The sequence below is a fragment of the Actinoplanes palleronii genome, from assembly GCF_016862315.1.
GTDB lineage: Bacteria > Actinomycetota > Actinomycetes > Mycobacteriales > Micromonosporaceae > Actinoplanes > Actinoplanes palleronii.
In genome coordinates, this window is the sequence record NZ_BOMS01000067.1 from 1 (window position 1) to 14,128 (window position 14,128).

Genomic DNA, 14,128 nt, shown 5'->3' on the forward strand with positions numbered 1-14,128 from the left:
GGCTGGTGGGAACGTCAGCTGTCAAGACCGAGTCGGCGGCTGGTGGGAACGTCAGCTGTCAAGACCGAGTCGGCGGCTGGTGGGAACGGCGGCTGTCGGGGGGCGCTGGGAGGTGGGGGTGGTCAACTGGTGGGGGTGGGTGGGGTGATCAGTTGCTGGAGGAGGGCTCCGTAGTGGGTGATCAGGGTTTCTGGGGCGGTGGCTACCAGTTGCTCGTCGGACACCACCCACAGGGCGTAGAGGAGGCCGCCGATCACCGCGGCGGCCAGGCGGGCTCGTAGGTCGGCGTCCGGGCCGGTGAGGCGGGCGCGTAAGGGTCCGACGAAGGTGTGTTCGTGGATGGCCTGGAGGCGTTCCTTGATCTGGGGTTCGTTGGAGCCTCGGACCAGGGCCAAGTAGACGCCGCGGATGTCGTCGTCGGCCAGGAGGCGTGCGACGAAGCGGGGGCCGAACTCGGCCGGGGGCACGTTCAGCAGCGGCTCGTCGTCGATGGTCAGGTGCATGGTGTCCAGGAACAGCAGTTCCTTGGTGCCGAAGTGGCGGATCACCAGGGCCGGGTTGGTCTCGGCCAGCGCGGCGATGTCCCGCACCGACGTGCGGGAATAGCCGCGTTCGCGGAACAGGCGGGTCGCCGCCGCGTGGATCTCCTCGCGGGTCTCCGCGCCGGTACGCCTCACCATGCCCCTGATGGTATGCCGCCGCGCAGCCGGTGAACGCCGTGCCATAGCGCATTAGATGACCTATTTACGGAAATATACCGCAGATTCGTCCGATCGAGGGAAATTGTGGTGGTTTCCGTGGTCAGCTCTTCCCGACAGGTTATCGCTGGAAAGGGACGAGATGAACAAGACGACACGGAGCCTGACCCTCGCCGGAGCAGGGATTCTGGCCGGCGCCGCGCTGGCCGGTCCCGCGCAGGCGGCGCCGGCGACCGTGCCGGACACCGGCAACGCGTCGGGGCAGGCGCAGAGCTATCGCCCGCACGACGTGGCCGGTCAGTACGACACCCGGGCCGCCTGCGAGCAGATCAGCCGGTTCGGCGCCGCGCTCGGCGCGTGGGACCAGCCGGACTGCCGGTCGGCGTTCCACGGGATCAAGCGGATCTTCGTGCTGGTGGTGGACTTCGGGGACGGGGGTTCGTCGGGGTGGCCGGCCTGGCCAGAGATACCCGGCGGTGGCACGCCCCATCCCTACCCGGGGATGCCCGGTGGGCCTGACAACGGGGGCGCCCCGCCCACGGGCTCGGGACAGCCCGGTGGTCCCGGCACGCCCGGAGGGCCGGAAGCACCCGGTGGTCCTGGTGTTCCCGGAGGTCCGGGTGCGTCCGAGGGCCCGGGTACGCCCGCAGGCCCTGGAACGCCCGGAGTGCCCAGCGAACCTGGAGTGCCTGGCGGACCTGGAACGCCTGGCGGACCTGGAACGCCGGCTCCCGGCACCACGGCTCCCGGTGTGCCCGGACCGGAGCCGACTGCCGGATCTCAGCCCGCTACGTCGGTGACCCTTCAGCCGCTGCCGGCCGTGACGACGGAGCCCACGCCTGCGGTCACGACGGAGCCGGTCGCGGCCAGCACGGAACCGGCACCGGCCGTCACTGGGCCGGCCCCGATCGCCACCACGGAACCGGGTCCTGCCGTGACAACCGAGCCGACCCCGGCCGCGAGCACGGGACCGGCACCCGCGGTGACAACGGAGCCGGTCACGGAGACGCCGGCCGCCGAAACGCCGGTCACGCAGACGCCGGTCGTGGAGACGCCAGCCGCGGAGACGCCCGCCGCAGAGACGCCCGCCGTCGAAACGCCGGTCGCAGAGACGCCCGCCGCGGAGACGCCTGCCGAGACCGTTGTGGGAGAGCTGTTGGAGCCCGTCTCCGAGACGCCCACCGCCGAGCCCGTCGCTGACGTTCCGCCTGTCGAGATCGTCGCAGCGGCACACTGACCCCCGCACACGCACTGACCCAGCACGACCCAGAGACCGTCACCGCGGCCGCTTCCCCCCGTTCGGGGAGAGCGGCCGCCTCCGGTTTCCCGTCAGAACGCACGACCGAGGAGGGACGAGATGCGAACGACCACGAAGCTGGCCATCGCCGGCGGCGGGATGATCACCGCCCTGGTGATGACGGCGAGCCCGGCCCACGCGGGTCCGGGTGACTGCGAGGCCTTCAACCAGGTCGGTGATCAGACCGGGCTCTGGGGTCCCTACGACTGCGCGGACTGGGACATCCACCCGGACACCGTGCTGATCATCCGGCCCGGCGCCGAGCCCGCTGAGCCGATCACCAGGGACGACCTGCCGACCCTGATCGACCTCAACGGGCCCCCGCAAGGGCAGGTGACCCATCGCTGAGCCACCTGCCGAATTTCCGTGACCACCCACGGACGTCGCCCCGGAGGGCTTCGCGTTCTGGACGCGCCAGCGGCCAGCGAAGCCCGCAGGGGTCCCGGCGGGAGCGACGATCTGTACCCCGGCGGACGCACGACATGAAGAAGTTGAACCCCTCAGCCGCCGGCCATCGCGCCGACGATCAGGAACGGCTCCTCGCCTCGCGCCACCCGGTCGGGCAGCGGCGTGTCCGGCGCGTCGTTGGACAGGTCCTCCTCGCAGGCGAAGAAGCGGACCAGTGGCCGCCGCTGCCCGGAATTCCGGTCCCGGATCGTGCCGGTGAGCATCGGATAGTCCCGCTCGACGGCGTCCAGCACTCCGCGCTGGGTGACCGGGCCGTCCACCTCGACCCGGACCTCCTTGCCGGAGCGCGCGAGGGTGCGCAGATGCACCGGCAGCACCACCCGGATCACGGCAGCACCTGCACTTCCACCGAGCAGATCGGCGGCAGATCGCGGACGATCGCGGTCCACGAGTCGCCGCTGTCCGCGGAGCCGTAGACCTGGCCGCCGCTGGTGCCGAAGTAGATCCCGCACTCGTCGAGAGTGTCCACCGCCATGGCGTCGCGCAGCACGTTGACGTAGCAGTGCTCCTGCGGCAGCCCGGCGGTCAGCGGCTCCCACTGCTCGCCGCCGGTGCGGCTGCGGTAGACCCGCAGCTTGCCGTCCATCACGTAGTGCAGCGAGTCGCTGGTGATCGGTACGACGTAGATCGTCTCCGGCTCGTGCGCGTGCACCGCGATCGGGAAGCCGAAGTCGGTCGGCAGGTTGCCGCTGATCTCCCGCCACCGGCCGCCCGCGTCGTCGGTGCGCAGCACGTCCCAGTGTTTCTGCATGAACAGGGTGTCCGGCCGGGACGGGTGCATCGCGATCCGGTGCACGCAGTGCCCGACCTCGGCATCCTCGTCCGCGATGCCGTCCGAGCGCAGGCCCGCGTTGATCGGCAGCCAGGACGCGCCGCCGTCGTCGGTACGGAACGCCCCGGCCGCCGAGATCGCCACGTAGATCCGGTCCGGGTCGGTGGGGTGGGTGATGATGGTGTGCAGGCACATCCCGCCGGCGCCGGGCTGCCACTGCGGGCCGGTGCGGTGCTGCCGCAGCGCGGTCAGCTCTTCCCACTTCCCGCCGCCGTCGGTGGACTTGTAGAGCGCGGCGTCCTCGGCGCCGGCCCAGACGGTGTCCGGGTCGGTACGGGACGGCTCCAGGTGCCAGACCCGTTTGAACTCCCACGGGCGTGGGGTGCCGTCGTACCAGAGGTGGTCGCCGACCGGTGGTTCGTAGGTGAAGTCGTTGCCGACGGCTTCCCAGTTCTTGCCGCCGTCGTCGGAGCGCTGGATCACCTGCCCGAACCAGCCCGACGACTGCGACGCGTACAACCGGTCGGGTGCGACCGGGGAGCCGTTGACGTGGTAGATCTCCCAGCCCGGGAAGAGCGGGCCGTCGACCTGCCAATCCTTGCGCGTGCCGTCCGAGGTCAGGATGAACGCGCCTTTGCGTGTGCCAACCAGTAGCCGAACGCTAGTCATGGGATCCACTCTGCCCCATCACGGCCGCTCAGCCTTCCAGGGCGCGCGCCATTTCAGCCTGTTCAGCGAGAACCTCGTTCATCCGGACCTGCACCGCGTCCATCTTGCCGATCGTCTCGCTGGTGGTGTGGATGCCGGCCGCCACGGTCTCGGCGCTGGCCTGGATCCCGGCGATCTGCTCGGCCACCTTCTTGGTCGCCTCGGCGGTCTCCCGGGCCAGCTCCTTGACCTCGCCGGCGACCACCGCGAAGCCCTTGCCGGACTCGCCGGCCCGGGCCGCCTCGATGGTGGCGTTCAGCGCGAGCAGGTTGGTCTGCTCGGCGATCGACTCGATGATCTTGATGACGTCGCCGATCGCGGACGACGCCTGGCCCAGCGCGGCCACCTCGGCGGTCATCGCCGAGGCCCGGCTGACCGCCTGCTCGGCGACGTTCGTGGCGTCGTCGCTGGCGTTGCGCAGCCGTTCGACCGTGTCCAGCAGCGCGCGGGCATTGGAGGCCGACCGTTCGGTCGCCCGGAGCACTTCGAGCCGCTGCGACACCAGCTGCTGCACGTTGCGCAGGGCGGCGGCCCGGGATTCGGAGAGGTCGATGTACTCGGTGGTGAAGAAGTCCATGGTGCCGACGATCCGGTCCCCGCTCGAGATCGGGAAGCAGACACTGGACCGGACACCGGCCCGGCCCGCCGCGGGCGCCCGCACGCAGTCGGTGAGCTCGGCCAGGTCCCGGATGAAGACCAGGTCCTTGGCCCGCCAGGCCCGGCCGGAGAGCCCGACCCCCTCGGCGAACGTGGCGGCCAGGGTGACCCGGCGGAACTCGTCACCGGCCGAGCCGGACTCGACCTGGAACTTGAGCACGTTCTCGTTCTGGTCGACCTCCCAGTACGACCCGTACGCCCAGTGGAACGCGGACCGGACGGCGTCCAGCGCGGCCCGCAGCGCGGTCTGACTGTCCTGCGCCGCGCCCAGCCGGGTGACCACCGCGGTGACCGCCAGCCTGTCGTCGGCGACCTGGCGCAGCTCGGCCGCGGCGACCGCGCCGCTGCGCGCCCGCTCGGCGATCCGAGCGATGGTCGCGAACTTCTCCTTGCGGGCGGCGTCCAGGTAGAGCGGTGTCGGCGAGTAGTACTCCAGGACACCGACCACCTCGGTGCCCTTGGTGACCGGCAGCACCAAGCCGGCGACCATGCCGGCCTGCAGCGCGGCCTGGCAGCGCCGGCAGTCGCCGCACTCGGCCGCCGAATCGGCGTGGGTGAGCTGCCGGGACCGGAACGCCTTGCCGATCAGCCCGGTGTCGGCCGGCAACGTCTTGCCCGGGGTGACCGCCTGGATCTGGCCGCTGAGCGGGCCGGTCTCGTGCACCAGCCGCATCTGGCGGCCGTCCGGCACCCAGATCGCGCCGTACCCGAAGCCGTACGACTCGACAGTGCTGGCCACCGTGATCCGCCACGCGTTGGTCTCGTCGCCCGCCGATTCGAGGGCCAGCACCAGCTCCTCCAGCGACTCGACATCACGTGGGATGGGCCGCTTGAGCTCCGGACCCGCCTGCCGTGAACCGAACCACCCCACGCTGAGTCCCCTTTGACAAGTGCCGAAAGTCCTTCATCACAAGAATCGGCGCTTATTCCGCAAGATGTAGCAGAAACGTCAAGGCTGGAAGCGATATCCCATGCCGGGTTCGGTGAGCAGGTGCCGCGGGCGGGCCGGGTCGTGCTCCAGTTTGCGGCGCAGCCGGGCCATGTACTGGCGCAGGTAGTTCGTCTCGGTCTGGTACTGCGGTCCCCACACGTCGTGCAGCAGCTCGCGCTGGGTGATCAGCTTGCCGGGGTGCCGGACCAGGTGCTCCAGCAGTTGCCACTCGGTCGGGGTGAGCCGGACGTCCCCGCTGATCGCCCGGGTCGCCAGGTCGACGGTGTGCGCACCGATCTCCACGGACGGAAGGCCGGAGGGCTGGATCCGGCGGGTCACGGCGCGCATCCGGGCGAGCAGTTCGTCCAGCCCGAACGGCTTGGTCACGTAGTCGTCCGCGCCGGCGTCCAGCGCGGCCACCTTGTCGGTGCTGCCGGCCCGGCCGGAGAGCACGATGATCGGCACCGTGGTCCAGCCGCGCAGCCCGGCGATCACCTCGGTGCCCTCCATGTCCGGCAGCCCGAGGTCGAGGACCACCAGGTCGGGGTGGAAGTGCGCGGCCACGTGCAGGGCCGCGGCGCCGTCGCCGGCGATCTCCACCTCGTACCCGCGGGCCTTCAGGTTGATCCGGAGCGCCCGGATGATCTGCGGTTCGTCGTCGACGACCAGGACGCGGGTCACCGCGAGGCCGGCAAGGCAAGGATCATGGTGAGGCCGCCTCCGGGGGTCTCTTCCGGCACCAGGGTGCCGCCCATCGCCTCGGTCAGCCCGCGGGACAGCGCCAGGCCGAGCCCGACGCCGTTGTGGGTGTCCCGGTCACCGAGGCGCTGGAACGGCAGGAACACATCGTCCCACCGGTCCGCCGGGATGCCCGGGCCGTGGTCGATGATCCGCAGTTCCACGCTGGCGCCGTGACTGCTGCCGGTGATCATCGGCGGCCGGTCGGCCGGGCTGTAGCGCAGCGCGTTCGCGATCACGTTCACCAGGACCCGCTCCAGCAGACCCGGATCGGCGTCCAGCAACGGAAGGTCGTCGGGCACGCGCAAGGTCACCTTCCGGCCCTCCGGGCCAAGATCGTCAAGAGCCCGGGGTACGACCTCCTCGGCGCCCACCGCGATCGCCAGCACGCCCAGCGCCCCCGACTGCAGCCGGCTCATGTCCAGCAGGTTCGCCACCAGCCGATCCAGCCGGTCCAGCGACTCGTCCGCGGTGGCCAGCAGCTCGGCGCGGTCGTGCTCGTCGAACTCCACCTCGGTGCTGCGCAACCCGGCGATCGACGCCTTCGCGCTGGCCAACGGCGTACGAAGGTCATGACTGACGGCCGCGAGCAGCGCGGACCGCAACCTGTTCGCCTCGGCCAGCGGTCGCGCGGTGGCCGCCTCGGCCGCCAGACGCTCCTGCCGCAGCGCGACAGCGGCCTGCGCCGCGAACGCCTCCACGATCCGCCGGTCGGACGCCTCCAGGGTGTGTCCGGTGAGCAGCATCAGCAGCGCGTCGTCGACCCGCACCACGACGTCCGCGTCGGCGGCCCGCGCGCAGACCGGCTCGCCCACCCCGGCGACCACCACGCCGTTCTCCACCAGCGCCACCGAGTCCAGCCCGAACGTCTCCCGCAGCCGATCCAGCAGCGCGGGCAGCGGCCGTTGCCCGCGCAGCACCCCGCTCGCCACCGCGGCCAGGGTCTGCGCCTCGGCTGCCGCCGCCGCGGCCTGCCGGGTCCGGCGGGCCGCGGTGTCCACCACCCAGCTGACCGCCACCGCGACCACCACGAAGATCCCCAAGGCCAGCAGGTTCTGCGGCGACGCGATGGTGAGCCGGCCGTACGGCGGGGTGAAGAACCAGTTCAGCAGCAACGACCCGGCGACCGCGGCGAACAGCGCCGGCCACAGCCCGCCGATCAGTGCCACCCCGACCACGGCGGCCAGGGACAGCAGGATGTCGTTGACCAGCGGCGGGTCCGGCACCACCAGCAGGATCGCGGTGAGCAGCGGCAGACCGGCCAGCGCGGTCAGGAACCCGGCGATCCGCCGGCCCCGGGACAGCGCGGCTGGCATCCGCTCCCGGCGCCCGCCCCGCCCGGCCCGCTCGTGGGTGACCAGGTGCACGTCGATCGACCCGGACAGCGCCGTGGTGGTCGGGCCCACCCCGGCGGTGAGCAGCCGGGCGAACCGGCCGCGGCTGGACGCGCCGAGCACGATCTGGGTGGCGTTCACCCCGCGGGCGAACGCCAGCAGCGCCCGGGACACGTCCGGCCCGGCCACCTGGTGGAACGTCGCGCCCAGGCTCTCCGCCAGCACCCGCTGCCGGGCCAGCGCGCCCGGGTCGGCGCCGGCCAGCCCGTCGTTGCGGGTCACGTGCACGGCCAGCAGGTCGGCGCCCTTGGTCCGGTCGGCGATCCGGGCCGCCCGGCGGATCAGCGTGTCCCCCTCGGCCCCGCCGGCCAGCGCGACCACCACCCGTTCCCGGGTCTCCCAGGTGGCGTCGATGTCGTGGTCGGCGCGGTACCGGTCGAGCTGCTCCTCGACCTGGTCGGCGAGCCAGAGCAGGGCCAGCTCGCGCAGCGCGGTCAGGTTCCCGGTCCGGAACCAGTTGCCGAGCGCCGCGTCGACCTTCTCCGGCCGGTAGACGTTGCCGTGCGCCATCCGCCGGCGCAGCGCCTCCGGTGTCATGTCGACCAGTTCGACCTGCTCGGCGGCGCGGACCACGGCGTCCGGCACGGTCTCCCGCTGCTCGACACCGGTGATCCGGGCGACCACGTCGTTCAGCGACTCCAGGTGCTGGACGTTGACCGTGGTCAGCACGCTGATCCCGGCGTCCAGCAGGGTGTGCACGTCCTGCCAGCGCTTGGCGTGCGCGGAACCGGGCACGTTGGTGTGCGCCAGCTCGTCGACGACGGCCAGCTCCGGCCGCCGGGCCAGCACCGCGTCCAGGTCCAGCTCGGTCAGCGCCACACCGCGGTGGGTCACCTCCCGGCGGGGCACCACCTCGAGCCCGTCCAGCATGGCGGCGGTGTGCCGGCGGTCATGCGTCTCGACCAGGGCGACGACGACGTCGGCGCCCCGCTCGGCGCGCCGGTGGGCCTCCTCGAGCATGGCGTAGGTCTTGCCGACGCCGGGGGCCGCACCCAGGTAGATCCGCAGTTCGCCGCGTGACACAGCTAATTCCTACCGCCCGGCACGGGCCCGGGCCCCATCCATCGGACATTTTTGACGCGTTGTTGACGCGGCCGGTCACGGCCAGACGAGCAGCACCCGGCACGGCGCGTGATCCACGACGTACCGGCTGGCCGGCCCCAGGCTCTTCGGCCCGGCCCGCCGCACGTCACCGTCCCGCGCCACCACCAGCAGGTCCATCCCCGCGCAGGCCTCGACCACCTCCCGCTCCACCCGTCCCCGCCGGAACACCGGCGCCGCGTCCCGCCCGAGCCGCTCCCCGGCCGCCGCCATCAGCGCCTCCTCGGCACCGGTCTCGGCCGCGGTCACCGCCGCACCCGGATCCGTCCGCCCACGCGGCGACCACCCGCCCCGGCCGAGCAGCCCGGCATACGCCCCCTGCGCCCCGGCCGCGATCGCCGGATCGACCACGTGCACCAGGGTCACCGCGTCGTCCACACCGGCCAGCTCCCGCGCCGCGTCGACCGCCGCGGGCCAGACCCCCTCCCGCACCCACACCAGAACGTTCATCCCCAAACCCTCCCAGCCCCTCCCCCACTCCGCCACCGCGAGGCGCGCTGCCGGTCCGGGCCATGGCGCGTCGCACTGCGTCGGCTGGTGCTCAGGGGTGCCTCCGGGCCCTCGAGACACCCCTCAGCGCCAGCCGGGGTCTGGCGGCGCGCTGCGGTCCGGAGTGGGAACGGTCCGGCGTTGGCCTCACGGGCGGGACTCGGCTCGTAGCCTGCGGGCGGGCGCTCCGTGCGTACCGGAAAAGGGGTGAGCGGGAGGGGACCACCTGCCTGGGGCCGGATGCTCGGGCCGGCCGGCTCGATCATGCGGGAGACATTGGCGGGCCTGCGGGCGGTGACCGCGGTTCCTGCCCGGTAGGCGGACCGCGACTCGCCCGCGACAGGTGGGCCTGGCTGACGACGTGTGTCGATGCCGGACGAGAATGGCCGCCGTTGTCCACATGCGCCAGCACAACGGGGGATACAGATGACTCAGCCGCCACAGCAGGGCTCGCCGGAGCCGCCGCCGATTCCGGACCGTGGGTTGCCGGTTCCTGGCAGCGCGCCGCCGGTCCTGGGCGACCCGCCGCGGCCGGTTCTCGGCAGCCCGCCACCCTTTCCGGCCGGTCCGGGGCTGCCGGCTTCAGCGCCGCCGCCGTTCCCGGACAGCCCGGCATTCCCGGTCCCCGGCCCGCAGCCGCAGCCGCTCATCCCGGTGCAGCCCGCCTATCAGCAGCCCGCTCCCGCCCCTCAGTCCTGGCCGGCCCCGCCCCCGCCCCACCAGCAGTGGCCGGTACAACCCCGGCCCCCCGCCCGCTCCGCCGGCCGCGGCCCCCTGCTGGCCGGCCTCGTCGTGCTGCTCGTCCTGGTGGCCGGCGCCGCCGTCATCTGGCACAACAGGTCCGGCGGGGCCGACCCGGAACCCGCCGCCGTCGCCACTGACGGACCCCTGACGGTCGCCTGGTCCAAGACCGCCGCCGAGGACCGGCTTGCTCAGGACGGCGCCGCCGAGGAGGCCACCTCGTTCGCCACCTGGGTCACCGACGACCTGGTCGTCCGCGTGTCCGCGGGTGGCGTGGCCGCCTACCGGCTGGCCGACGGCACCCGGGCCTGGGCCACCGAGGTCCCGGCCGGCTCACCGGTGTGCACGGCCTCCCACGACCCGGCCGCCGGCTTCGGCGTGATCGCCTTCGGCACCGCCGAGGACCAGGTCAAGAACGGTACGGGCTGCGCCCAGATCGGCGTGATCGACCTGGCCACCGGCACGATGACGCACACCGTCCCGGTGCAGAAGACCGCCGGCACCCGCAGCGTCCTCGCCGGCGTCCGGATGATCGCCGGCGGCAGTGTCGCGGTCTACGACGACCAGAGCGCCGTGACCGCCGTCGACCTGGCGAGCGGCCGCCGGCTGTGGCGCCTGCCCACCGCCAAGTACTGCGACGACGAGGTCTTCGCGATGACCGACAAGCGCATCGTGATGGAGAGCGAATGCTTCCTCGACCGTAAGCACGACATCGTGATCCTCGATCCGGTCACCGGGAAGCAGATGTCCGCCACCCCGATGGGCGAGGACCTGTTCTCGGTGCTGAACGTGGTCTCGGCCGACCCGGTCGTGGTTGTCGCGCTCAGCAAGGGCGGCGGTTCGGTGCTGATCACCGACGCGGCCGGCAAGAAGGTCGCCACGGTGCCGTCCAAGGCCACCGGCTGGGATCTGGACCTGATCGGCACCAGCCGCCCGAGCATCCGGGGTGGCATCGACCAGCCCGCGATGATGGCGCACGGCGGTGTCCTGTACGCCGGCAACCGGACCGGCAACCAGGTGATCGCCTTCGACCTGAAGGACGGTCACAAGCTCTGGGACGAGCAGGGCAACCTGGGTGACCCGGCGTTCATCCGAGCCGACGACGACGGTCTGCTGGTCCTGGAGTCGAAGCTGCTCGAGGCCAGTCTGGTCCGGCTCGACCCGAGGTCCGGCCAGGTCACGGCGCTCCGCGAGGGCAAGGTGACCCGGGAGTGGGTGAGCGTCCGGTCCACCGCGATCGTCGAGCATCGGGGTCACCTGGTGCTGACCCCGGCCTACCGGACCACGGTGCTTCCCTCGGTGGTCGTCCTGCGCTGAGCTGACTCTCCGGGGCGGTGACCAAAGAAGCCGCCCCGGCGGGTCAGATCCCGCCGACCCGCAGGCCCGCCCAGAGCGCCACCACCGCCGCCACCAGACAGACCGGTACGGTCGCGAGCCCCAGCAGCAGGAACTCCGACGTCCGCGGCGCCGCGTCCCGCGCGTGCAGGATCCGCCGCCACAGCAGGGTCGCCAGCGATCCCACGTAGGTCAGGTTCGGCCCGACGTTCACCCCGATCAGCACCGCCATCAGCAGCCCGGGCGAGTGCGCCGCGGCCGGCAGCAGCACCAGCGTCGCCGGCAGGTTGTTCAGCAGGTTGGCCAGGATCGCGGCGAGCCCGGCCACCGCGAGCAGGCCGAGCAGGTCGGCGTGCCGCGGCACGAGCCCGTCGATCCAGTCACCGAGGCCGTTGCTGCGGACCGCGAGCACCACCACCCCGAGCGCCAGCACGAACGCACAGAACGCCGGGTTCGCCTCGGCGAGCAGGGTGCCGGCCCCGACCGCGCGCCGGCGCAGCAGCGGGATCGCCAGTCCGATCGCCCCGGCCGCCGCCACCCAGGCCGGGTCGACCCCGAACGGTTGCAGCGCGGCGAACCCGGCGAGGGTCGCGGCGAGCACCGCGAGGGCGTATTTCGGGGCCGGTCCGGGCGGTGGCGGCGCCTCGGCCTGGCCGACCAGGTCACGGGCGAAGAAGAACCGGAAGATCACGTATTCGACGGCGACCACGGCGAGCCACGGCACGGCCATCAGCGCGGCGAACCCGGCGAAGTTCAGCCCGCTGGCCGCGAACGCCAGCAGGTTGGTCAGGTTCGACACCGGCAGCAGCAGCGACGCGGAGTTGGCCAGGTGGGTGCAGGCGTAGACGTGCGGGCGGGGCCGTACGCCGGCGCGGGCCGCGACGGTAAGCACCACCGGGGTGAGCAGCACGACCGTGGCGTCCAGGCTGAGCACCGCGGTGGTCAGCGCGGCCGCCGCGAAGACCGCGGTGAGCAGCCTCTTCGGGCGGCCCCGGCCGAACCGGGCCACGGCAGCGCCGGCGTATTCGAAGACACCGTGCTTCTCCGCCAGGTACGCCAGGACCAGCACGGCGGCGAGGAAGAGCACGGTCGGGAGCAGTTCCCGCACCTCGTGGACGGCCTCGGTGAACGAGACCAGCCCGAGGGTGATGCAGAGGAGCGCGGCCGGGACGGCGGCTACCGCTTCGGGCAGGCCGCGCGGCCGGGCGACGGCGAAACCGAGCACCGCGGCCAGCAGCACGAGCGCGATGATCGTGGACACCGCCGCATCCTGCCCGGTCCGGGCAGGATGCAAACCACGGGGTCAGGCGACCGACGCGGGCTCTTCGCTCTCCACCGGCCGCAGCCGGAGCTTGGTGATCGCCCGCCCGGTGACCTCGACCACTTCGGCGGTGTGACCGTCGATCGCCACCGTCTCGCCGGGCGCGGTCGGGATGTGCCCGAGCCGGGCCAGCACCAGGCCGGCCACCGTGGTGTAGTCGCCCTCGTCCTCCTCCTCGATCTCGACGCCGATGTCCGGCAGGTCGTGGATCGGGAACGTGCCGGGCAGCAGCATCGAGCCGTCGTCCTCGTGGATCACCGACTGGACGTCGCGGTCGGTCTCGTCGTAGATCTCACCGACCACCTCCTCGACCAGGTCCTCCATCGTGACGATCCCGTCGATCGCGCCGCGCTCGTCGACCACCAGCGCGAACTGCTGGCGCTGGGTGCGCAGCTGGCGCATCGCGTCGGCGATCTTCAGCGTCTCGGGCAGGAAGAGCGGGGTGAACATGTGCTCACGGACCGGGCCCTCGGCGCCGACCAGGTCACGCAGGTGCACCACGCCGAGCACGTCGTCGAGACCCATCGGGCCGGTCACCGGAGCGCGCGAGTGGCCGCCGTCGACGAGCAGCTGCAGCGCCTCGGGCGCGGGCAGCTGGGCCGGCAGCACCAGCACGTCGCGGCGCGGCACCAGGATCTCCCGCAGGATCCGGTCGGCGATCTCGAACGCGCCGCTGATGATGGTGCGCTGCTCCGCGGTGAAGTCCTGCTGCTGGGCGACCATGTCGCGGATCTCCTCGGTGCTGACCTCCTCGCGGCCCGCGTCCGGGTCGACGCCGGCCATCCGCACCACCAGGTCGGTGCTCTTGCCGAGCAGCCAGTTCGCCGGGCGGGACAGGGTGGCCAGGATGTCGAGCGGCCGGGCCACCAGCATGGCCCAGCCCTCGGCCCGCTGCATCGCGATGCGCTTGGGCGCGAGCTCGCCGATGACCAGCGTGAAGAACGTCAGGACCAGGGTGACCACCACGATCGAGGCGGGCTCGGCGGCGGTGCCGAGGAAGCCGAGCGGCTTGATCAGCGGCTGGGCGAGCGAGACCGCGGCGGCCGCCGAGGCCAGGAACCCGGCCAGGGTGATGCCGATCTGGATGGTGGCGAGGAACCGGTTCGGGTCCCGGGCGAGTTTCGCCAGGGTGCGACCGGTTCGGCTCTGCCGCTCCAGGCGCTGGAGCTGGCTCTCGCGGAGCGAGATCAGTGCCATCTCACTGCCGGAGAAAGCTGCGTTGAGCAGCACGAGAACCACGACGAGGACTACTTGCCACCCGTATCCGCCCACGGCGGACATCAACTCCTTCGCTGACTGAGACTCAGCGCCGGATCCCGGCGCTGAGTTCCGTGAAGGTACCCAGCAAAGCTGAATGCCATTCCCAGGAAACCCGGTCGTATGAAACGGGAGCGCGGCGGGGTGAAGCTCAGTCACGCGAAGCATCAAGATCAAATTCAGAAGATCGATGTCGTGCGTCCGCTGGGGTACAGATCGTC

Annotated in this window: 14 protein-coding genes; 4 read left to right on the forward strand and 10 right to left on the reverse strand. The window is 72.1% G+C overall.

Annotation, left to right across the window (positions count from 1 at the left end):
- Positions 1-122: 122 nt before the first annotated feature.
- Both Apa02nite_RS23190 and Apa02nite_RS23195 read right to left on the reverse strand, forming a co-directional pair.
- Positions 123-680, reverse strand: coding sequence for a TetR/AcrR family transcriptional regulator (locus tag Apa02nite_RS23190; protein ID WP_203826863.1), 558 nt, complete (start codon positions 678-680; stop codon positions 123-125).
- Positions 681-995: 315 nt separating this feature from the next.
- Positions 996-1,181, reverse strand: coding sequence for a hypothetical protein (locus Apa02nite_RS23195; protein ID WP_067687596.1), 186 nt, complete (start codon positions 1,179-1,181; stop codon positions 996-998).
- A gap of 74 nt (positions 1,182-1,255) precedes the next feature.
- On the opposite strand from Apa02nite_RS23195, the gene Apa02nite_RS23200 reads away from it, so the two are divergent.
- The 3 genes from Apa02nite_RS23200 to Apa02nite_RS23210 all read left to right on the forward strand — a co-directional run bounded on the left by Apa02nite_RS23200 (position 1,256) and on the right by Apa02nite_RS23210 (position 2,343).
- Positions 1,256-1,498, forward strand: a complete 243-nt coding sequence (locus Apa02nite_RS23200; protein WP_203826864.1) for a hypothetical protein — start codon at positions 1,256-1,258, stop codon at positions 1,496-1,498.
- A gap of 182 nt (positions 1,499-1,680) precedes the next feature.
- Positions 1,681-1,935: a hypothetical protein gene (locus Apa02nite_RS23205; RefSeq protein ID WP_203826865.1), complete on the forward strand. Its 255-nt coding sequence runs from the start codon at positions 1,681-1,683 to the stop codon at positions 1,933-1,935.
- A 120-nt stretch (positions 1,936-2,055) separates the two neighbouring features.
- Positions 2,056-2,343 carry a hypothetical protein gene (locus Apa02nite_RS23210; RefSeq protein ID WP_067687603.1) on the forward strand — a complete coding sequence of 96 codons (288 nt, stop codon included), beginning with the start codon at positions 2,056-2,058 and terminating at the stop codon, positions 2,341-2,343.
- A 152-nt stretch (positions 2,344-2,495) separates the two neighbouring features.
- Here Apa02nite_RS23210 and Apa02nite_RS23215 read toward each other — a convergent pair whose 3' ends face one another.
- From Apa02nite_RS23215 to Apa02nite_RS23240, 6 genes are all read right to left on the reverse strand, one after another.
- Positions 2,496-2,792: a MoaD/ThiS family protein gene (locus tag Apa02nite_RS23215; RefSeq protein WP_067687605.1), complete on the reverse strand. Its 297-nt coding sequence runs from the start codon at positions 2,790-2,792 to the stop codon at positions 2,496-2,498.
- Positions 2,789-3,904 carry a WD40/YVTN/BNR-like repeat-containing protein gene (locus tag Apa02nite_RS23220; protein WP_067687607.1) on the reverse strand — a complete coding sequence of 372 codons (1,116 nt, stop codon included), beginning with the start codon at positions 3,902-3,904 and terminating at the stop codon, positions 2,789-2,791. Before Apa02nite_RS23220 ends, Apa02nite_RS23215 begins: the two co-directional genes overlap by 4 nt.
- A gap of 28 nt (positions 3,905-3,932) precedes the next feature.
- Positions 3,933-5,390, reverse strand: a complete 1,458-nt coding sequence (locus Apa02nite_RS51945) for a methyl-accepting chemotaxis protein (RefSeq protein ID WP_373873027.1) — start codon at positions 5,388-5,390, stop codon at positions 3,933-3,935.
- 159 nt (positions 5,391-5,549) lie between these two features.
- Positions 5,550-6,212: a response regulator gene (locus tag Apa02nite_RS23230; protein WP_203826867.1), complete on the reverse strand. Its 663-nt coding sequence runs from the start codon at positions 6,210-6,212 to the stop codon at positions 5,550-5,552.
- Positions 6,209-8,686, reverse strand: a complete 2,478-nt coding sequence (locus Apa02nite_RS23235) for a DUF4118 domain-containing protein (protein WP_203826868.1) — start codon at positions 8,684-8,686, stop codon at positions 6,209-6,211. The genes Apa02nite_RS23230 and Apa02nite_RS23235 overlap by 4 nt, the downstream gene beginning before the upstream one ends.
- Positions 8,687-8,761: 75 nt before the next feature.
- Entirely contained in the window at positions 8,762-9,214 is a 453-nt protein-coding gene (locus Apa02nite_RS23240; protein WP_203826869.1) for a universal stress protein, read from the reverse strand.
- Positions 9,215-9,679: 465 nt separating this feature from the next.
- Here Apa02nite_RS23240 and Apa02nite_RS23245 point away from each other — a divergent pair, with 465 nt between their 5' ends.
- On the forward strand, positions 9,680-11,311 hold the full coding sequence (locus Apa02nite_RS23245; RefSeq protein WP_203826870.1) for an outer membrane protein assembly factor BamB family protein: 1,632 nt from the start codon (positions 9,680-9,682) through the stop codon (positions 11,309-11,311).
- 43 nt (positions 11,312-11,354) lie between these two features.
- Here the strand turns inward: Apa02nite_RS23245 and Apa02nite_RS23250 are convergent, their stop codons facing one another.
- Positions 11,355-12,590 carry an SLC13 family permease gene (locus Apa02nite_RS23250; protein WP_203826871.1) on the reverse strand — a complete coding sequence of 412 codons (1,236 nt, stop codon included), beginning with the start codon at positions 12,588-12,590 and terminating at the stop codon, positions 11,355-11,357.
- A gap of 42 nt (positions 12,591-12,632) precedes the next feature.
- The gene (locus Apa02nite_RS23255; protein WP_067705297.1) at positions 12,633-13,931 is read right to left on the reverse strand and encodes a hemolysin family protein; all 1,299 of its coding nucleotides are present in this window, start codon (positions 13,929-13,931) and stop codon (positions 12,633-12,635) included.
- Between the last annotated feature and the right edge of the window lie 197 nt (positions 13,932-14,128).